The sequence below is a fragment of the Amycolatopsis sp. NPDC004625 genome (assembly GCF_040609695.1).
Lineage (GTDB): Bacteria > Actinomycetota > Actinomycetes > Mycobacteriales > Pseudonocardiaceae > Amycolatopsis.
Genome location: NZ_JBEXKX010000044.1, coordinates 24,455 through 42,208, shown reverse-complemented (window position 1 = coordinate 42,208; position 17,754 = coordinate 24,455). Strand labels below are relative to the sequence as shown.

16 protein-coding genes are annotated in these 17,754 nt (G+C 71.5%); 3 read left to right on the top strand and 13 right to left on the bottom strand.

Annotated features, from left to right (window positions below):
* Positions 1-9: 9 nt before the first annotated feature.
* The 10 genes from ABZW17_RS36365 to ABZW17_RS36320 all read right to left on the bottom strand — a co-directional run bounded on the left by ABZW17_RS36365 (position 10) and on the right by ABZW17_RS36320 (position 13,387).
* Positions 10-1,113 (bottom strand): uroporphyrinogen-III synthase, encoded by a 1,104-nt coding sequence (locus ABZW17_RS36365; RefSeq protein WP_354824195.1) that lies wholly within the window; start codon positions 1,111-1,113, stop codon positions 10-12.
* Positions 1,110-1,454, bottom strand: a complete 345-nt coding sequence (gene nirD / locus ABZW17_RS36360) for a nitrite reductase small subunit NirD (protein WP_354824193.1) — start codon at positions 1,452-1,454, stop codon at positions 1,110-1,112. The genes ABZW17_RS36365 and nirD overlap by 4 nt, the downstream gene beginning before the upstream one ends.
* Entirely contained in the window at positions 1,451-3,958 is a 2,508-nt protein-coding gene (gene nirB / locus ABZW17_RS36355; protein ID WP_354824191.1) for a nitrite reductase large subunit NirB, read from the bottom strand. Before nirB ends, nirD begins: the two co-directional genes overlap by 4 nt.
* Position 3,959: 1 nt before the next feature.
* The gene (locus ABZW17_RS36350) at positions 3,960-5,351 is read right to left on the bottom strand and encodes a nitrate/nitrite transporter (RefSeq protein WP_354824189.1); all 1,392 of its coding nucleotides are present in this window, start codon (positions 5,349-5,351) and stop codon (positions 3,960-3,962) included.
* Complete coding sequence (locus ABZW17_RS36345) at positions 5,348-6,775, bottom strand: FAD-dependent oxidoreductase (RefSeq protein ID WP_354824187.1); 1,428 nt, start codon at positions 6,773-6,775, stop codon at positions 5,348-5,350. The genes ABZW17_RS36350 and ABZW17_RS36345 overlap by 4 nt, the downstream gene beginning before the upstream one ends.
* Positions 6,772-8,820, bottom strand: coding sequence for a molybdopterin oxidoreductase family protein (locus tag ABZW17_RS36340; RefSeq protein ID WP_354824185.1), 2,049 nt, complete (start codon positions 8,818-8,820; stop codon positions 6,772-6,774). Before ABZW17_RS36340 ends, ABZW17_RS36345 begins: the two co-directional genes overlap by 4 nt.
* Positions 8,821-9,015: 195 nt before the next feature.
* On the bottom strand, positions 9,016-9,813 hold the full coding sequence (locus ABZW17_RS36335) for a TIGR02569 family protein (RefSeq protein ID WP_354824183.1): 798 nt from the start codon (positions 9,811-9,813) through the stop codon (positions 9,016-9,018).
* 88 nt (positions 9,814-9,901) lie between these two features.
* Positions 9,902-11,077 carry an adenylyltransferase/sulfurtransferase MoeZ gene (gene moeZ, locus ABZW17_RS36330; protein ID WP_354824181.1) on the bottom strand — a complete coding sequence of 392 codons (1,176 nt, stop codon included), beginning with the start codon at positions 11,075-11,077 and terminating at the stop codon, positions 9,902-9,904.
* A 93-nt stretch (positions 11,078-11,170) separates the two neighbouring features.
* Positions 11,171-12,328 carry a DUF3152 domain-containing protein gene (locus ABZW17_RS36325; RefSeq protein WP_354824179.1) on the bottom strand — a complete coding sequence of 386 codons (1,158 nt, stop codon included), beginning with the start codon at positions 12,326-12,328 and terminating at the stop codon, positions 11,171-11,173.
* A gap of 81 nt (positions 12,329-12,409) precedes the next feature.
* Positions 12,410-13,387 carry an alpha/beta fold hydrolase gene (locus tag ABZW17_RS36320; RefSeq protein ID WP_354824177.1) on the bottom strand — a complete coding sequence of 326 codons (978 nt, stop codon included), beginning with the start codon at positions 13,385-13,387 and terminating at the stop codon, positions 12,410-12,412.
* A gap of 115 nt (positions 13,388-13,502) precedes the next feature.
* Here ABZW17_RS36320 and ABZW17_RS36315 point away from each other — a divergent pair, with 115 nt between their 5' ends.
* Positions 13,503-14,129: a TetR/AcrR family transcriptional regulator gene (locus ABZW17_RS36315; protein WP_325148673.1), complete on the top strand. Its 627-nt coding sequence runs from the start codon at positions 13,503-13,505 to the stop codon at positions 14,127-14,129.
* A 48-nt stretch (positions 14,130-14,177) separates the two neighbouring features.
* Here ABZW17_RS36315 and ABZW17_RS36310 read toward each other — a convergent pair whose 3' ends face one another.
* The gene (locus ABZW17_RS36310; protein ID WP_354824174.1) at positions 14,178-15,089 is read right to left on the bottom strand and encodes an alpha/beta hydrolase; all 912 of its coding nucleotides are present in this window, start codon (positions 15,087-15,089) and stop codon (positions 14,178-14,180) included.
* Positions 15,086-15,994, bottom strand: a complete 909-nt coding sequence (locus tag ABZW17_RS36305) for a diiron oxygenase (protein ID WP_354824172.1) — start codon at positions 15,992-15,994, stop codon at positions 15,086-15,088. The genes ABZW17_RS36310 and ABZW17_RS36305 overlap by 4 nt, the downstream gene beginning before the upstream one ends.
* Positions 15,995-16,048: 54 nt before the next feature.
* Here ABZW17_RS36305 and ABZW17_RS36300 point away from each other — a divergent pair, with 54 nt between their 5' ends.
* Both ABZW17_RS36300 and ABZW17_RS36295 read left to right on the top strand, forming a co-directional pair.
* Positions 16,049-16,819, top strand: coding sequence for a TetR/AcrR family transcriptional regulator (locus ABZW17_RS36300; protein WP_354824170.1), 771 nt, complete (start codon positions 16,049-16,051; stop codon positions 16,817-16,819).
* The gene (locus ABZW17_RS36295; protein ID WP_354824168.1) at positions 16,816-17,133 is read left to right on the top strand and encodes a DUF4873 domain-containing protein; all 318 of its coding nucleotides are present in this window, start codon (positions 16,816-16,818) and stop codon (positions 17,131-17,133) included. The genes ABZW17_RS36300 and ABZW17_RS36295 overlap by 4 nt, the downstream gene beginning before the upstream one ends.
* Here ABZW17_RS36295 and ABZW17_RS36290 read toward each other — a convergent pair.
* Positions 17,130-17,579, bottom strand: coding sequence for a pyridoxamine 5'-phosphate oxidase family protein (locus tag ABZW17_RS36290; protein ID WP_354824166.1), 450 nt, complete (start codon positions 17,577-17,579; stop codon positions 17,130-17,132). The genes ABZW17_RS36295 and ABZW17_RS36290 overlap by 4 nt on opposite strands.
* Between the last annotated feature and the right edge of the window lie 175 nt (positions 17,580-17,754).

The window sequence follows — 17,754 nt, the reverse complement described above, 5'->3', positions numbered from 1 at the left end:
ACACGGCGGTCAGACGTCGACAGCCAGCCGGTACCCCCGCTTCACCACCGTCTGGACCACCTTCCCGCCGCCCAGCGACGTCCGCAGGCGGCCGATCGCCGTCTCCACCGCGTGCTCCTCGCCGCCGCCCGGCAACGCCGAAATCAGCTCGCGCCGCGACACCACCCGTCCCGGTGACGCCGCCAACGCACGCAGCAACGCCATCGGTGCCGGGGCCACCTCGCACCACTCGCCGTCCACGATGGCCGCCTGGCCGCGCAGCTCGATCGAACGCCCACCCGCCCGCAGCCGCGGGGACCGCGCCACCAACGTCTCCGCCACCGTCCGGGCCAGTGCGCCGATGCGCGCCCGGTGCGGCTGGACCGTCGGCACCCCCAAGGCCGCCAGCGGGCCGGCCGTGATGGGCCCGACGCACGCCGCCACCACCGGGCCGGACAGCGCCGTGATCAGCCCCGGCAGCCGGCCCGTGCGCCGGGCCAGGGCGATCAGCGAGGCCGCCGCCGGGGCGCTGGTGAACGGCAGCGCGTGGATCGAGCCGTCCAGGACGCCGTCCAGGAGGCGGTCGACCGGGCCCGGGTCGGCCGGGCCGACCCAGCGGTACACCGAAATCTCGATGACCTCCGCCCCCGCCGCGCGCAGCGTGTCCACGAAGTACGGCAGCGGCTCGCCGTGCAGCTGTACCGCGATCCGCAGCCCCTCGACCCCCGACGAGAGCAGGTGCTGCAGCAGCTCCGCGTTGCTCTCCGACGCGGGCGAGTACGACTCCGACAGCCCGGCCGCCCGGAGCGCGCCGGTCACCTTCGGCCCGCGGGCCAGCAGCGACGCCGACGACAGCCGTTCCAGCAGCGGATCCCCCAGCCCCCAGCCCTCGGCCGCCTCCAGCCAGCCGCGGAAGCCGATGCCGGTGGTCGCGACGACCGCGTCCACCGGCGCCGCCAGCAGCGCCAGCGTCGCCGCGTGCAGCTCCCGGTCGTCCGTCAGCGGCACGATCCGGATCGCCGGGCCGTACCGGACGCCCGCCCCCTTGCGCACCAGCAGCGCGCCGAGCTCGTCAGCCCGGCGCGCCGCGGTGATGCCGATCACGAAACCGGCCAGTGGGAGCACATCGCTCACGCGCTCTCCACTTCGACGACGCCTTCCCGCACGCGCACCTCGTACACCGGCACCGAAACGCCCGGCGCGTCCAGGCACTGTCCACTGTCGAGCGCGAACCGTTCCTTGTAGACCGGCGAGGCCACCACCGGCACGCCGTCCGCGTCGCCGACGATGCCGCGCGAAAGCACCGCCGCGCCGCTGCACGGGTCCCAATTGGACAGAGCGTGGAACCGGTCACCGGGCAGCCGGAAGATCGCCACCTGCACGCCGCCGTCGAGCAGCGCCGCCACCCCGGCGTGCTCGGGCACCGCGCCGGCCGGGCAGACCGCCGTCCAGGTCCGCTGGATCGAAGTAGTCATCGACGCACCTCCGGCACTCCGAGCATCACGGGCACTTTCTGCTCCCGCTCCGAGCGGAACGAGATCGCCGGGTCGGGCGTGCCCGGCGCGTTGACGAACGAGCTGAACCGGGCCAGTTTCTCCGGGTCCTCCAGGACGCCCTTCCACTCGTCGGCGTAGTTGTCGACGTGCTTGGCCATCGCCGCGTCGAGGTCCTCGCAGATGCCGAGGGAGTCCTCGACGATCACCGCGCGCAGGTGGTCCAGCCCGCCCTCGAGTTCCTCGATCCAGGGCGCGGTCCGCTGCAGCCGGTCGGCGGTGCGCACGTAGAACATCAGGAACCGGTCGATCGTGCGGATCAGCGTGGTCGTGTCCACATCGGACACCAGCAGGTCGGCGTGGCGCGGGGTGGTGCCGCCGTTGCCGCCGACGTAGAGGTTCCAGCCGTTCTCCGTGGCGATGATGCCGAAGTCCTTGCTGCGCGCCTCGGCGCACTCCCGCGCACAACCCGAGACGGCCGACTTGAGCTTGTGCGGCGACCGCAGCCCGCGGTAACGCAGCTCCAGCTCGATCGCGAGGCCGACGCTGTCCTGGACGCCGTAGCGGCACCACGTCGACCCGACGCACGACTTGACCGTCCGCAGCGCCTTGCCGTACGCGTGCCCGGACTCGAACCCGGCGTCGACGAGCCGCCGCCAGATCAGCGGCAGCTGGTCCACAGTGGCCCCGAACAGGTCGATCCGCTGACCGCCGGTGATCTTCGTGTACAGCCCGAAGTCGCGCGCCACCTCACCGATGACGATCAGCTTGTCCGGCGTGATCTCGCCGCCGGGGATCCGCGGGACCACCGAATAGGTCCCGTTGCGCTGCAGGTTCGCCAGGTACCGGTCGTTGGTGTCCTGCAACGTCATCTGCTCGCCGCCGAGCACGTGCCCGTTGCCCAGCGTGGCCAGGATGGACGCCACGGCCGGCTTGCAGATCGCGCAGCCGCTGCCCGAACCGTACCGGCCGATCAGCTCGCTGAACGTCGTGATCCGGGTGGCCTGGACGATCTCGAACAGCTCCGCGCGCGACTGCGGGAAGTGCTCGCAGACGGCCTTCGACTGCTCGACCCCGGCCGCGTTGAGCAGCTTCGACAGCAAGGGGACGCACGACCCGCACGCGGTGCCCGCCCGGGTGCACGCCTTCAGCTTGCCGACGGTGTCGCAGCCGTCCTCGTGGATGGCGTTCGTGATCGCGCCCTTGGACACCGCGTTGCACGAACAGATCTGCGCCGCGTCCGGCAGGGCGTCGACGCCGACCGCGGCACCGCCGCCCGCCGGGGCGAGGATCGCGCCCGGCTCGGCCGGCAGCGGACGGCCGACCAGGGCCCGCAGCGTGTTGTACTCGGTCGCGTCGCCGACGAGCACGCCACCCAGGAGCGTCTTGCCGTCGTCGGTGACCACGAGCTTCTTGTACGTCCCGGCGACTGCGTCGTTGACGGCGACTTCCAGCGCGCCCTCGGTCGTGGCGTGGGCGTCTCCGAAGGACGCGACGTCGACGCCCATCAGCTTGAGCTTCGTGGACGTGTCCGGCTCCGGGAACGTCCCGGCCCCGCCGGTGAGCTGCGCGGCGACGATCTCCGCCATCGCGTAGCCGGGCGCCACGATGCCGTACACGCGTCCCTCGACCGCGGCGCACTCGCCGATCGCGTAGATCGCCGGGTCGCTGGTGCGGCAGGACGCATCCGTCAGCACGCCGCCGCGCGGGCCGAGGTCCAAACCGGACTGCCGGGCCAGGTCGTCACGCGGCCGGACACCGGCCGAGAAGACGACCAGGTCGACGTCCAGTTCGGTGCCGTTGCCGAGCCGGGCCAGCAGCCGCGAGCCTTCGGCCTCGATCGCGTCGGTCGACGTTCCCGTGTGGACGGTGACGTCCAGGTTCGTGATGAGCCGCCGCAGCAGCGAGCCGCCGCCCTCGTCGACCTGCAGCGGCATCAGCCGCGGCGCCATCTCGACGACGTGCGGCGACAAACCCATGTCCCGCAAAGCCTTCGCGGCCTCCAGGCCGAGCAGGCCACCGCCGATGACGACCGCCGAGCGCCGGCCGCGGCCCGGCTTGTCGACCGCGGCGGCGCGGATGCGGTCGAGGTCTTCGATGGTCCGGTAGACGAAGCAGCCGTCCAGGTCGTGCCCGGGCACCGGCGGCACGAACGGCCGCGAGCCGGTGGCCAGCACCAGCGCGTCGTAGGAGACGACGTCACCGGAGGCCGTGGTGACCGTCTTCGCCGACCGGTCCACCGAAACCGCCAGCTCGCCGAGCCGGAGATCCACAAAGGAATCGTCCGCGTAGTCCGAGCCGGGCAGGGCCAGCGCGGCCGGGTCCCAGGTGTCCACGTAGGACGTCAGCGCCACCCGGTCGTACGCCGGGCGCGGCTCCTCGGACAGGACGACGACGTGCCAGTTGCCGGAGGGGTCTTCCGCGCGCACCGCCTCCACGAGCCGGTGGGCGACCATGCCGTGTCCGGCGACGACCAGGGTGGGCATCTCAGACCTCCGCTCCCGCGAGCGCCAGACCGCGCTCACTCGTGGGCTGTTCGGCGGGCTTGCGCAGGTAGACCGCCCAGGTGACGGCGAAGCACAGCCCGTAGAAGACGAGGAATCCGACGAAGGCGGGGACCCCGCTGTGCGCGTCGGCGAACGACTGCCGGAACGCCAGGTTGATGAACAGGCCGCCTTCGGCACCGATCGCGCCGGCCAGGCCGATCAGCGCGCCGGACAGCCGCCGCGCCTTCAGCAGCTCGGCGGTCTCCTCGGCGCCGTTCGCGATGGCGACCTTCGCCTTGGCCCGGAAGATGGCCGGGATCATCTTGTACGTCGAGCCGTTGCCGATGCCGGTGAGCACGAACAGCACGATGAAGGCGATCGTGAACAGCGTCAGGGACTTCGACGTCGAGGCCAGGATGAGCACCACCGTGGCCAGCGCCATCCCGGTGAAGGTGGCGAAGGTGACCTTGCCGCCGCCGACGCGGTCGGCGAGCCAGCCGCCGGTGGGCCGGGAGAACGAGCCGAGCAGCGGGCCGAGGAACGTCACCGCGGCCGCCTGCAGCGGGGTCCGGCCGAACTGGTTCTGCAGCACCAGGCCGAAGGCGAAGCTGTAGCCGATGAACGAGCCGAACGTGCCGACGTAGAGGAACGACATCACCCAGGTGTGCGGGTCCTTGACGACCTCGCGCATCGCCTTGGTGTCGCCCTTCATGGTGGCGAGGTTGTCCATGAAGAAGTACGCGCACAGGGCGGCGACCACGATCAGCGGCAGGTAGATGAACAGCACCAGCCGGGGCATGGTCGCCCCCGCGGTGCCGATCACCAGCAGCCCGACCAGCTGGATCGCCGCGACGCCGAGGTTGCCGCCGCCGGCGTTGAGGCCCAGCGCCCAGCCCTTGTGCTTCTCGGGGTAGAAGGCGTTGATGTTCGTCATCGACGACGCGAAGTTGCCGCCGCCGACCCCGCCCAGGGCCGCGACCAGCAGGAACGTGCCGAGCGACGTGCCGGGGTGCAGCACGATCGCGGCCAGCGTGGTCGGGATGAGCAGCAGCACGGCCGAGACGACCGTCCAGTTGCGACCGCCGAACTTCGCCACCGCGAAGGTGTAGGGCAGCCGCATCAGGCCGCCGACCAGCGTCGGCGTCGAGACGAGGAGGAACTTGTCGGCGGCGGAAAAGCCGTAGTCCTTGCCCATGAACAGGACGATGACCGACCACAGTGTCCAGATCGAGAAGCCGATGTGCTCGGCGAAGACCGAGAACCACAGGTTGCGGCGGGCGATCTTCTTGCCCGACGACTCCCAGAACTCGTCGTTCTCGGGTTCCCAGTGCTCGATCCAATGCTTTCCTTGGTGCGCCACGGCGTTCTCCTCAGTGCGGGTCGGATCGGTCATTGCGCCGCGAGCCAGTTGGCGATGCCGCCGACGGTGTCGGTGCACCCGCCGCATCCCGTGGTGGCTCGCGTGGCCCGCGCCAGTGCGGGAGTGTCGGTGGCCCCGGCCTTCCAGGCTTCGATCAGCCGACCCTTGGTGACGTTGTTGCAGCGGCAGATCACCGCCGCCGCGGGCAGGTCGCCGGGGCTGGCCGCGGGGGTGCTGCCGCTGGGCAGCGCGCGGCCGAGCAGGACGGCGAGCCGGTCGTCCGGCAACGGCGTCCCGCGGTCGTGGAACTGGGTGATGGTCGCGGCCGCGTCGGGCAGGCCGAGCAGGATCGCCCCGGTGACGCGGTTTTCGCGGACGACGAGCTTGCCGTACCGGCCGCCGGTGGGGTCGTTGAAGGTGAGCACCTCGGCGCCGTTGTCGGATGCTTCGAGCTGGGTCTCGCCGAGCGCGGCGAGGTCGATGCCGCGGGCCTTGAGCCGGGTGACGGCCGTGGTGCCGCGGTAGCGGGCCGCCGCGTTCGTCCCGGTCAGGACGTCGGCGAGGACTTCGGCCTGTTCCCAGGCGGGCTGGATCAGCCCGGCCGGCGCGCCCGGGTGGCGGGCGCAGTCGCCGAGGGCGTGGATGCGGCCGTCGCTGGTGCGCAGCACGTCGTCAACCAGCACAGCTCCCTCGACGTCTAGGCCGGCTTCGGCGGCGAGGCTCGTCTCGGCGCGGACGCCGGCGGCGACCACGACCAGGTCGGCCGGGACGAGGGTGCCGTCGTCGAGCTTGAGGCCGTCGCCGGGCAGGTAGCGGGCGGCGGTGGCGCCGAACTTGAAGGTGACGCCCATGTCGGTGAGCTGCCGGGCCAGCACGTGCCCGGCGGCCGGGTCGAGCTGGCGTTCCATGACGTGCCCCAGCGGGTGCACGACGGTCACCTGGTTGCCGCGCCCGGCCAGGCCGCGGGCGGCTTCGAGGCCGAGCAGGCCGCCGCCGAGCACCGCGACCGGCGCGCCGAAGCGGGCGGCGTCGAGGATCTTGGCGCAGTCGTCCAGACTGCGGAAGGCGACCACGCCCGGCCCGGCTTCCAGGCCCTCCACCGGCGGGATCCACGGGTTCGCGCCGGTGGCGAGGACCAGGGCGTCGTAGTCGACGGCGGATCCGTCGGCCAGCTCGACGCAGCGCTTCTCGCGGTCGATCCGGGCGACGTCGACGCCGAGCCGCAGGTCGATGTTGTGCCGCTGGGCCCACTCGTCGTCGTGCAGGCGGACACTCTCGGCGCTCATCCCGCCCGCGACGACCGCGGACAGCAGCACCCGGTTGTAGGCGGCGTGCTTCTCGGCGCCGAGGACGGTCAGCCGGACCCGTTCGGCGATCGGGTCGCGGCGGCGGATCTCGTCGGCCAGCCGGGCGCCGGCCATGCCGTAGCCGACGATGACGACTTCACGCGGGGTCATGCGGCACCATCCACAGTAGACAGGGAAACGGCACACACCTTGAACTCCGGCATCCGGGAGACCGGGTCGAGCGCCGGGTTGGTGAACAGGTTGGCGCGCTGCTCACCCGGGAAGTGGAACGGCAGGAAGACGAGATCGGGCTTGAGGTTCTGGACGAACCGCACCTTCGCCACGGTTTCGCCGCGGCGCGACCGGATCAGCGCCCGGTCGCCTTCTTCGAGCCCCGCGCGCTTGGCGGTGTCCGGGTGGACCTCGACGAACGCCTCCGGCACGACTTCGTTGAGCTCACTGATGAGCCGCGTCTGCGCGCCCGACTGGTAGTGCTGCAGCACGCGGCCAGTGGTGGCCTGCAACGGGAACTCGTCGTCCGGCACCTCGGCCGGGCCGGTGTGCTCGACCGGCACGAACCGCGCACGGCCGTCCGGGTGGGCGAAGGTGTCGAGGAACATCCGCGGGGTTCCGGGGTGGTCGTTCCCGGGGACCGGCCAGTGCAGGGCCTCGCCGGTGCGGAGCCGGTCGTAGCTGACGCCGGAGTAGTCGGCGATGCCGCCCTTCGACGCGATCCGCAGTTCCTCGAACACCGTCTCGGCGTCGGCCGGGAACCGGCCTTCGGGCTGCCCCAGCCGGTGCGCCAGTCCGTTGAGGACGTCCAAGTCGGACCGTACCCCCGGCGGCGGCGTCAACGCCCGGCGCCGCAACAGGACACGGCCTTCGAGGTTGGTGAGCGTGCCGTCCTCTTCGGCCCACTGGGTGACCGGCAGGACAACGTCGGCGAGCGCCGCGGTCTCCGACAGCACGAAGTCGGCGACGACCAGGAAGTCCAGTTCGGACAGTCGTTCCTGGACGCGCTGCGAGCGCGGCGCCGAGACGACGACGTTGCTGCCGAACACCATCAACGCCTTCGGGCCGTTCTCCTGGCCGAGCGCTTCGAGCAGTTCGGTGGCCGAGCGGCCGGGACCGGGCAGGCTTCCGGCGTCGACCCCCCAGACACCGGCGACGTACTCGCGCGCGACCGGGTCGTCGAGCTTGCGGTAGCCGGGCAGCTGGTCGGCCTTCTGGCCGTGCTCGCGGCCACCCTGGCCGTTGCCCTGGCCGGTGAGGCAGCCGTAACCGGAGCCCGGCCGGCCGGGCAGGCCGAGGCTCAGCGCCAGGTTGATCCAGGCGCCGACGGTCGCGGTGCCGGTGGCGTGCTGCTCGGTGCCGCGGGCGGTGAGGACGTAGGCGTTGCGGGCGTTCGCGAGCTTTTCGGCGGCGAGGCGCATGTCGGCGGCCGAGACACCGGTGACACGCTCGGCGCGTTCCGGCCACCAGCTCGCGGCGATCCGCCACATCTCGCCGAACCCACTGGTCCGGTCGTCCACATAGGACTGATCGAGGTGGCCGCCCTCGACGACGGCGTGCAGGATGCCCAGGGCCAGCGCGAGATCCGTGCCGGGCGCGGGCGCGAGGTGCAGGCTCGCCAGCTCGGCGGTCGGCGTGCGCCGCGGGTCGACGACGATCAGGTCGGTGCCGCGCAGGTGCTGGGTGAACGGCGGCATGGTCTCGGCCGGGTTCGCCCCGGTGAGCAGCACGACGTCGGCCTGCTTGAGATCGGTGACGGGGAACGGCATCCCGCGGTCGGCCCCGAACGCCCTGATCCCGGCGGCCGCGGCCGAGGACATGCACCACCGGCCGTTGTAGTCGATCTGCGAGGTGCCGAGCGCGACGCGGGCGAACTTGCCGAGCAGGTAGGCCTTTTCGTTGGTCAGCCCGCCGCCGCCGAAGATCGCGACACTGTCGGGACCGTGTTCTCCCTGGATTTCGGCCAGTTTCCGGGCGACGAAGTCGAGGGCGAACTCCCAGCTGACCGGCTCGAGCGCGCCGTTCACGCGCAGCATCGGCGTGGTCAGCCGCTTCGGGCTCGTGAGGAGGCTGCCGGCGGTCCAGCCCTTCTGGCACAGGCCACCGGCGTTGACGGGGAAGTCCCGCGGCGTGACGCGGGTGCCGTCGAGGCTCATCCCGCACTGCAGGGCGCAGTACGGGCAGTGGGTGTCGACCTGCGGCATCGGGCACCTCCTCGGCGTTTCGGGCGTGCCCTGACGCTAAGGAGGCCGTGTTAACCGGATTCGACCGAATGTTTCAGGCAGTTGACATTGCGGCGGTGTTTCCGCCGCCCGCCCGGTGAGATCGGCGTCCACCTGCCGGGAGTCCGGAGGTCAGCGGCGCTTTGCCCGCTGTATCCCGCGACCTTGCGACCTCGGTCACAAGACGCCGGACACCTCGCGCGCCGCGGCCCGCAGGCCGTCCAGGGACGCCTGCGTCGAGCGAGGGTTCAACGCGTTCGACGCCAGGCGGAACAACACCGCGCGCAGCAACAACTGCGGCCACTCCGGCAGGTGCGCCCACCGCTCGAGCAGGTCGCGCCCTGCCCCGCCCCACGCCAGCGCGTCCACCGCGACGATCGCCGCGCCGTACTCACCCGGGCGGTAGTACGGCACGAAGTCGACGAGGCCGGGGCTGGAGTCGCCGTCGAAGAGCAGGCCCGCCAGCAGCTCGCCGTGGGCCACCTGGGATGGCAGGCGGATCGGGCGGCGGGCACCCGCCAGGACCTCGAACCAGCGGCCGCCCTTCGTCTCCGCCAGGGGGACCTCGCGTTCCTCCCACGCCACGCGGTCCGCGACCGCGTCCACGTCGTCGCGCGCGTCGAGGAATTCCGGGCGGGGCAGGCCGGCCGTGGCCCGGTGCAGCTTCACCGCCGCCAGAACCGAGGCGTCACCGCGGTGCTCCGGTGTCCCCGGGACGAACCGGGACGCCGTCCAGCCGCCGACGATCCAGCGGCCGTCGGAAGACCGGACCGGCTTGGCGACCCGCAAGCCCGGCTCGCGGACGTAGTCGAGCGCGTGCGCGGTCCACAGCGTCCGGGCCTTGTCCGCGACGGGCTTGAGCACGAGGTCGCCGCAGCGCCACGCCGTCGAATCCGGCAGGCGCTCGCCGGCGTCGGCGGGGCCGCCGAAGGCCGCGCAGACGTGTGCCGGAGGACGTTCGAGGGTTGACCGCACGAGTCGTGACGTTACCCGGCCGGGTGTTCCACGAATGAGAAGACGCGCTGCTCACACACGGTTTCCCGGCCGGGCAAAACACCCACTGTCAGTAGGTCGGCAGGCTCGGGTCGATCTGCTTGGCCCAGGCGAGCACGCCGCCGCCGAGGTGCGTCGCGTCCTTGAAGCCGGCCGCGTGCAACGCCGCGAGGGCCTCGGCGGACCGGGCGCCCGACTTGCAGTGCAGCACGATCGGCTTGTCCTGCGGCAGCTCGGACAGCGCCTCGCCCGAAAGGATCCGGTCCTTCGGGATCAGCGTCGCGCCCTTGATGTTGACGATCTCGTACTCGTGCGGCTCGCGGACGTCGATCAGCGCGAAGTTCTCGCCGCTGTCGAACTTGGCCTTGAGCTCCGCCGGGGTGATCGTGCTGCCCGAAGCCGCCGAAGCCGCCTCGTCGGACACGACCCCGCAGAACGCCTCGTAGTCGATCAGCTCGGTGATCTTCGGCGTGTCCGGGTCCTTGCGGATCTTGACCTCGCGGTACTTCATGTCCAGCGCGTCGTAGCTGATCAGGCGGCCGAGCAGCGGCTCGCCGATACCGGTGATGAGCTTGATCGCCTCGGTCACCATGATCGAGCCGATGGACGCGCACAGCACGCCCAGCACGCCACCCTCGGCGCAGGAGGGGACCATGCCCGGGGGCGGCGGCTCCGGGTAGAGGTCGCGGTAGTTCAGCCCGAGACCGTTCGGCGCGTCCTCCCAGAACACGCTGACCTGGCCTTCGAACCGGAAGATCGAGCCCCAGACGTACGGCTTGCCCAGCAGCACCGCGGCGTCGTTGACCAGGTAGCGCGTGGCGAAGTTGTCGGTGCCGTCGACGATCAGGTCGTACTGCTCGAAGATCTCCAGCGCGTTCGACGAGTCCAGCCGGTCGGTGTGCAGGTGCACCTTCACGAACGGGTTGACGTCGGCGATCGACTCCTGCGCGGACGCGGCCTTGAGCTTGCCGACGTCGGACTGGCCGTGGATCACCTGGCGCTGCAGGTTCGACTCGTCCACGACGTCGAAGTCGACGATGCCGAGCGTGCCGACCCCGGCGGCGGCCAGGTACAGCAGCGCGGGGCTGCCGAGGCCGCCGGCCCCGATCACCAGGACCTTGGCGTTCTTCAGCCGCTTCTGCCCGGTCACCCCGACGTCCGGGATGATCAGGTGACGGCTGTACCGGGCCACCTCTTCCTTGGTGAGCTCGGCAGCCGGCTCGACGAGCGGCGGCAGTGCTGACATGGGTCCTCCATCTCGCGCGCGTATCGCGTCCATCCCACTATGCACAACGCGCGCAGGCAAATATGCCTTCCCGCGTCCAAGGAGTGGGACGGCTCAGCCCTGAGGCGTGGGATTCGGCCAGGAGTTGGTCTTGCAGATGCGGCCGTCCTTGGCCACCTTGCCCTTGTCGCCGCCCGGGATGTCGTTGAGCATCGACACGTAGTCGTCGGAGACGCCGAAGGACTGCTGCATCATCACCGGGGCCGGCTGGTCGGTGCCGCCGCAGCCGACGTGCTGGTTGCCCAGGGCGTGGCCGACCTCGTGGTTGATGGCGTACTGCCGGTACCCGGTCATGTCGGGGCCGTACGCCTTCGCGCCGCGCACCCAGCGGGCCAGGTTGATCAGCACGCGGCCGAGGCTCTTGCGGTAGCAGGACGCCTCGAACTTGATCTGGAACCCGCAGGCGTCCGGCCGGTGCGTGGTCTCCGGCGTGGTCAGGCTCACCTTGAACGACGGGTTCGGGAAGTTGCCGTCCACCCGCTGGAACGCGATCTTGCCGTCCCACGTCCAGCCCTGGGCCGGGTTCGACAGCGTGCCCTGGACGGCCGAGGCGAAGGCGTCGTCGCCGGCGTAGCTCGCCGGGTCGATGCCGTCCTCGACCTCGACGGTGTAGGTGTAGAGCTTCCCGGTGCCGATCTTCGGGCCGCTGCCCGGGACGACGTGCCACTTGCCCGCGCCGGCCTGGGTGAACGGGATGCCCTCGGGCAGGTCCGCGGTCGGCACCTTGAGGTCGACCGGGGTGGCCGGGTTCTCCGGGATGGGCTGCTCGCCGTTGCCGTCGATGGCGCCGCCGGAGCTGTCGCCGCCCGCCGACTCGACACCGGGCGCGGCGGCACCCTGCTCGGCGATCGGCTGGGCCGGGCTGTTGGCCGTGTTGACCACGACGAGCACGGTCAGCACGACCAGGATCGGCAGGGCGTAGACGCGCCAGCCGTAGGTCTTGGTGAGCTTCGCGACGCCGGTCTTCGGCGGCGGGTCCTCCTTCTCCCGGGCGACCGGCACGTCCGGTTTCCAGGAGGCGCTCAGCGGTTCGGCGCTGGTCCGGCGGCTGCCCGGGCGGTAGCGGTCGTCGCCGACGCGCTGCGCGGGCGCCTTCGACGGGCGGTACTGGCCCGTGCGCGGGGGGTCCGCGGGCTCCGGCGTCCGGCGGGCCGACGCGCGGTGGGGAGCCCGCCGATCGTCGCCTCGCGCGTCCTGCTTCACCCGGTCCACCGCACCAGGGTGCCACAGCGCCACCGAACCGTTATCGGCGACTGGCGGATCATCGAGTGAACCCGCTGTCCCCCGAACGGGTTACCACGTGCCCGCTTCGACGTGCTCCCACATGCCGAGGACGGCCTTCGCGACGACGACCGGGCGTTCCATCTGCGCCACGTGCCCGGTGCGCGGGAGCACCAGCAGCCGGGCCCGCGGGATCGCCCGCGCGGTCCGCGCGGCTCTCTTCACCGAGATGACGCGGTCCTGCCGCCCCCAGACGACCAGCGTCGGCGCTTTGACCAGCGGCGCGACCGCCCACAGCGACGCCTTCCCCAGCGTCGACCACGCCCGGAAGATCGCGAAGGTGCTGCGGGCCATCGCGGGCGCCGCCCAGGCGAACCCGGCGCGGGCCCCGTGTTCCTCGGTCAGCTCGTCGAGCCGGCTCTCGGGGAACCGCGAAGGGTCGGCGAAGCAGAGCTTGATGACCTGCGCGGCGCGTTCCCGCGGCCCGAGCGCGGCCAGCTGGGCCCGCACGCGCGCGCCGACCAGCGGCAGATAGGCCAGCGCCATCCGCGGGTCCGACAGCCGCCGCGGGTCGAGCCGCAGGTCCGGGACCGCCGGCGAGATGAGCGTCAGCGTCTTCACCAGCTCCGGCCTCTGCGCCGCGACCAGCAGGGCGATGGCGCCGCCCATCGAGTTGCCGAACAGGTGCACCGGCGCACCGACCGCCTCGACGTGCCGCACGACGACGTCGGCGTGCGCCTGCAGCGTGAAGTCGAAGCCTTCTTCGGGCTCGGAGTAGCCGAACCCGGGCAGGTCGATGGCCGTGCCGCCGGCGACCGGCGCGAGCAGCGCGGCCAGGTCGGTCCAGTTCGTCGACGAGCCGCCGAGGCCGTGCACGTAGACGGCGGGCACGCCGTCCGGGCCCGGCGTGCGGCGGACGTGGAGCCGGGCGGTGCCCACCTCTTCGAACGCCGCGGGCCACGGCGGCGGAACCGGGTCGAGCGAGGGCAACGCCCTGGTCGAAAGCGGCACGTGGGTCAGCGGCGGCCGCGCCGGCACGGGGGTGTTCACGGATCCAGAATGCCCGACCCTTGGCGCGGCACACGTACCGGCGAGTAATCTTCAGGGCGACTTCACGCGGTGGCGACCCCGCCCGTCGAAGAAAAAACTGACGGGAGGACGAAGCATGACGGAGATGACGCGGGTGCAGCAACGTGGGGTGCGGCTGCCCCGGACCGAGCGCCGGGCCCAGCTCCTCGCCGCGGCGCAGCGGGTCTTCGCCGAAAACGGTTACCACGCTGCCGCCATGGACGAGATCGCCGAGGTCGCGGGCGTCTCGAAGCCCGTGCTGTACCAGCACTTCCCCGGCAAGCTCGATCTGTACATCGCGCTGCTGGAAAGCCACGTCGACGAGCTGGTCAAGCGCGTCCAGAACGCGCTGGACTCGACGACGGAGAACAAGCAGCGCGTCCCGGCGACGGTCGGCGCGTTCTTCGACTTCGTCAGCAACGACGCGGGCGCGTTCCGGATGGTGTTCGAGTCCGACCTGCGCGGCGAGCCGGCGGTCCAGGAAGCGGTCGACCGGGCGACGTCGGCGAGCGTGGACGCGATCACCGAGACGATCACCGCGGACGCCGGCCTCGACGAGGACAAGGCGCGGCTGCTGGCCGTCGGGCTGGTCGGGATGAGCCAGGTCAGCGCCCGGTTCTGGCTGGCCCACCACCAGTCGATGAGCCGCGAGGAGGCGGTGGCCCTGACGGCCAACCTCGCCTGGCGCGGCATCGGTGGCGGCTTCCCGCTCAAGGACTCCTGAGCACGAGGTGGTGAACTATCCGGTCAGTCTGACCGGATAGTTCACTGCTCAGCGCGCGGCAGCGATCCGCACCAGGGCGGAAATCCGGCGCGCCACCTCGTGGGGACGTTCCTGCGGGAGCATGTGCCCGGCGCCCGGGAACCGGACGAACTCCGCGTGCGGCAGCTCGTCCGCGATCACCTTCGCGTGCGCCAGCGGGCACAGCCGGTCCCTCTCCCCCGCCAGCACCACCGACGGCACGTCGCACAGGGCGCCCAGTCCACCGACCCCGCGGTGGGCCGCGATGGCGTCGAGGAACATCCCCGCGCTCGCCGGGTGCGCGCACAGCAGCTGCTCGACGACGCTGTCCACCTGCTCGCGCCCCGGCCGGACGCCGAACACCAGCCGCCGGGCGCCCGAGCGGACCAGGCCCGGCCGCAGCCGCAGCGTGTCCGACCGCAATCCGGCCAGCAGCCGGGCCACCCGCGGCTCGAAGCGCGTCACGCCCCGGCCGACCAGGCCCGGGAACCCGAGCGTCAGCTGGTCCATGTCGCCCGACGACGTCGCGACGAACGCCGCCCCGGCCAGCCGCTCCCGGACCAGCGCCGGGTGCCGTTCGGCCAGCACCATCAGCGTCATGCCGCCCATCGAGTGCCCGGCCAGCACCAGCGGCCCGGCCGGGACGCGGTCGGCGATCAGCTCGGCGAGGTCGTCGGCCAGGCGCGTGATCGTGGCGCCGCCGGGCCGGGCGTGCGCCGAACCGCCGTGGCCGCGCAGGTCGTAGCGCAGCACGCGCAGGCCGGGGTCGAGGTGCGGCAGCACGAAGTCCCACGTCCGGTGGTCCTGCGTCCAGCCGTGCACCAGCACCAGCGTGACGGCGGAATCCGCGGGCCCGGTCTGCGAGACGTGCAGCGCGGCGCCGTCGCTTGCGACGAACCGGTGCCCGGCCGAGGGGTCCCGCAGCCGCGAAGCGGTCGTCATCGGCCCGCCGGGAGCAGGAACGACTTGCGCCAGAAGTACTTCCCGGGCAGCCCGACCAGGCCGGACTCCTGCAGGAACGGCATGATCTTCTCCCCGGCCCACGCGATCGTCCCCTGCCAGTTCGGGTTGTTCAGGGCCGCTTCCACGCCGTCGCGCGGCCGGATGCCGACCGCCTTGTAGACGTCCGGGTTGATGAACGCCCGCGTCACGAAGTACGAGATGAGCGCGATGATGAACTGCTGGTAGGCGATCTCGGCCTTGGACAGCTTCGCCATCCCGCGCGTGACCTCTTCGCGGGCGAAGGTGACGTGCCGGGCCTCTTCCAGGACGTGGATCCGGTTGACCATCCGGACCAGCGGCTGGACGCCTTCGTCGTTCATCTGCTCGCGCTGCAGCCGGTCCAGGACCTCCTCGGCGACCAGGATCGCGCCGTAGCGCGCCGGGCCGTAGGAGATGGTCGGCATGAGTTTCGCGAGGCGCCGCAGCCACGGCACCGGGCCGTAGGCGGGGCAGCCGATCCGCGCCGCCATCCGCGCGAACATCGTCGAGTGCCGGCATTCGTCGGCGATTTCGGTGAGTGCGAACTGGGCGTGCGCGGACGTCGGGTCCTCTTCGTAGACCTCCTTGAGCAGCATCTGCATCAGGAGGATTTCGAACCACAGCCCGGTGGTCGCGACGCTGGCGACCTCGTGCTTGCCCAGTTCGATGCGCTGTTCCGGCGTCAGCTTGGCCCAGAGTTCGGTGCCGTAGAGGGAAGAACGCTCGTCGAGGATGAACCGCTTGCCCTCGACCAGCGGCGCGGTCCAGTCGATGTCGACGTCGGGGTCGTAGAACTTGTTCGCCGACGACTTCAGCAGGCGGTCCGCGGTCTTCTCGCGGTCCGGTTCCTTCAGCGTCCGCGTCATTGCCGACACCCCTTCCGGATGTGTAACTTGAGGTAACAGTTACCTGTGCGTAGCATGACTCCCGTGATCGAACGTGTCAAGCGCTCAGGCAAGCAGCCCGGCAAGTCCTCCCGCGGCGAGGAGGCGACCGGCGACGCCCGGCGCGACCGCTGGCGCAAGCACCGGATCGCCCGGCGCAAGGAGTTCGTCGAGGCGGCGCTGCGGGCGCTCGACACGCACGGCCCGGACCTCGGCATGGAGGACGTCGCCGCGGAGGCCGGCGTCACGAAACCCGTGCTGTACCGGCACTTCGACGACAAGGCCGACCTCTACGTGGCCCTCGGCCAGCGTGGCACCGAGATCCTCTTCGAGCGGCTGATCCCGGCGATCAACGCCGAGCTGGCGCCGGTGCCGCGGATCCGGATGGCGCTCGACGCGTTCTTCACGGTGATCGAGGAGCACCCGAACCTGTACCGCCTGCTCGCGCACGGCCGGCCGGAGAAGCCGGTCTCGTCGGACGTCGTGGCGGAGGACAAGGAACTGATCGCGACGGCGCTGACCGCGCTGCTCGGCGACTACATGCGGATGTTCAACATGGACTCGGGCGCGGCCGAGCCGTGGGCGCACGGCATCGTCGGCATGGTCCAGAACACCGGCGAGTGGTGGCTGGCCCGCCGCTCGATGAGCCGCGACGCGGTCGTGGAGTACCTGACGCAGATCATCTGGGCGGCGATCGACGGGCTGACCCGCCAGAACGGCGTGGTCATCGACCCGAACCAGCCCCTGGAAGCCAACAAGGTGGTCCAGCTGGGCCGCACCTCGGAGTCGTTGGAGGAAACCTCATGAGCGAGCACGACGAAGACGGCTACAGCGGCGAAGCCACGCTGGTGGTCGACGGTGTCTCCCTGACGGCGACGGTCGAGCTGCGCGGCTACTTCCAGCCGATCGACGGCTACTACCGCTGGTACGGCCGGGTGGCGGTGAACGACGAGCTGACCCGCCTGGCGGGCGGCAAGAAGAAGGCCGTGTCCGTCCAGGCGGGTGCCTACTCGGCGACGGGAGAGCTGTCGGACCCGGACCCGTGGGGCCGGTACCGGATCACGGGCACGAGCACGCCGCCGTTCCACGTCCCGACGACGCTCGAAGAGCTGAACGCCTAGGGCAGGCGCGGGCCCGGCAGCTCCACGCCGGGCAGGAGGCCGTTCGCGATGTCCGTGGCGCGCCACTTCGGCACGGTCAGCCGGACGGCGGTGACCGGCGCGGCCAGGAACGGCGCGGCCTCGGGAACCTTGGCGACGAGCAGCTCGCGCACCCGCGCGTCCTCGTCGCGGCCGACGATCTCGGCGGTCGCCTGGGCCTGCAGGAACGGCTGCATCGGCGAGCCCGTCGAGACGACGACCGAGACCACCGGGTTCTCCCGGACGGCGGCCAGCGTCCGGCCGCGGTCCTCGAGCACGAGGTTCAGGGTGAATTCGCCGGTTTCGGCGAAGTAGACCCCGCCGACCCACGGCCCGGTGCTGCCCGAGGTGGCGAGGAACAACGACTTGTGCGCGGAGAGCGTGCTCCGCACGAGGTCCGCGACGGCGGACTGCTCGAGAGTGGTCACCGGCCGAAGCTAGGCGGCGGAAAAGCGACACTCCAAGGAAAACAGCACAATCCGGTGAAACCCGGAAGGCCACCCACGGCTGGTCGTGAGTGGTTATGGGGGGTGTTAAAAGCCGTAACACCCAACGCGGGGTCGACCCGGTCAGTAGCCGCAGCCCCAGGCCCCCGAGCGGGCC

What these genes read in the sequence shown, in the direction of transcription:
- ABZW17_RS36305 (WP_354824172.1), bottom strand. Translation starts at nt 15,994, where the DNA reads ATGACGCGGACGCTGAAGGAACCGGACCGCGAGAAGACCGCGGACCGC.
- ABZW17_RS36300 (WP_354824170.1), top strand. Translation starts at nt 16,049, where the DNA reads ATGACTCCCGTGATCGAACGTGTCAAGCGCTCAGGCAAGCAGCCCGGC.
- ABZW17_RS36345 (WP_354824187.1), bottom strand. Translation starts at nt 6,775, where the DNA reads ATGACCCCGCGTGAAGTCGTCATCGTCGGCTACGGCATGGCCGGCGCC.
- nirD (WP_354824193.1), bottom strand. Translation starts at nt 1,454, where the DNA reads ATGACTACTTCGATCCAGCGGACCTGGACGGCGGTCTGCCCGGCCGGC.
- ABZW17_RS36310 (WP_354824174.1), bottom strand. Translation starts at nt 15,089, where the DNA reads ATGACGACCGCTTCGCGGCTGCGGGACCCCTCGGCCGGGCACCGGTTC.
- moeZ (WP_354824181.1), bottom strand. Translation starts at nt 11,077, where the DNA reads ATGTCAGCACTGCCGCCGCTCGTCGAGCCGGCTGCCGAGCTCACCAAG.
- ABZW17_RS36315 (WP_325148673.1), top strand. Translation starts at nt 13,503, where the DNA reads ATGACGGAGATGACGCGGGTGCAGCAACGTGGGGTGCGGCTGCCCCGG.
- ABZW17_RS36340 (WP_354824185.1), bottom strand. Translation starts at nt 8,820, where the DNA reads ATGCCGCAGGTCGACACCCACTGCCCGTACTGCGCCCTGCAGTGCGGG.
- ABZW17_RS36350 (WP_354824189.1), bottom strand. Translation starts at nt 5,351, where the DNA reads ATGACCGATCCGACCCGCACTGAGGAGAACGCCGTGGCGCACCAAGGA.
- nirB (WP_354824191.1), bottom strand. Translation starts at nt 3,958, where the DNA reads ATGCCCACCCTGGTCGTCGCCGGACACGGCATGGTCGCCCACCGGCTC.
- ABZW17_RS36295 (WP_354824168.1), top strand. Translation starts at nt 16,816, where the DNA reads ATGAGCGAGCACGACGAAGACGGCTACAGCGGCGAAGCCACGCTGGTG.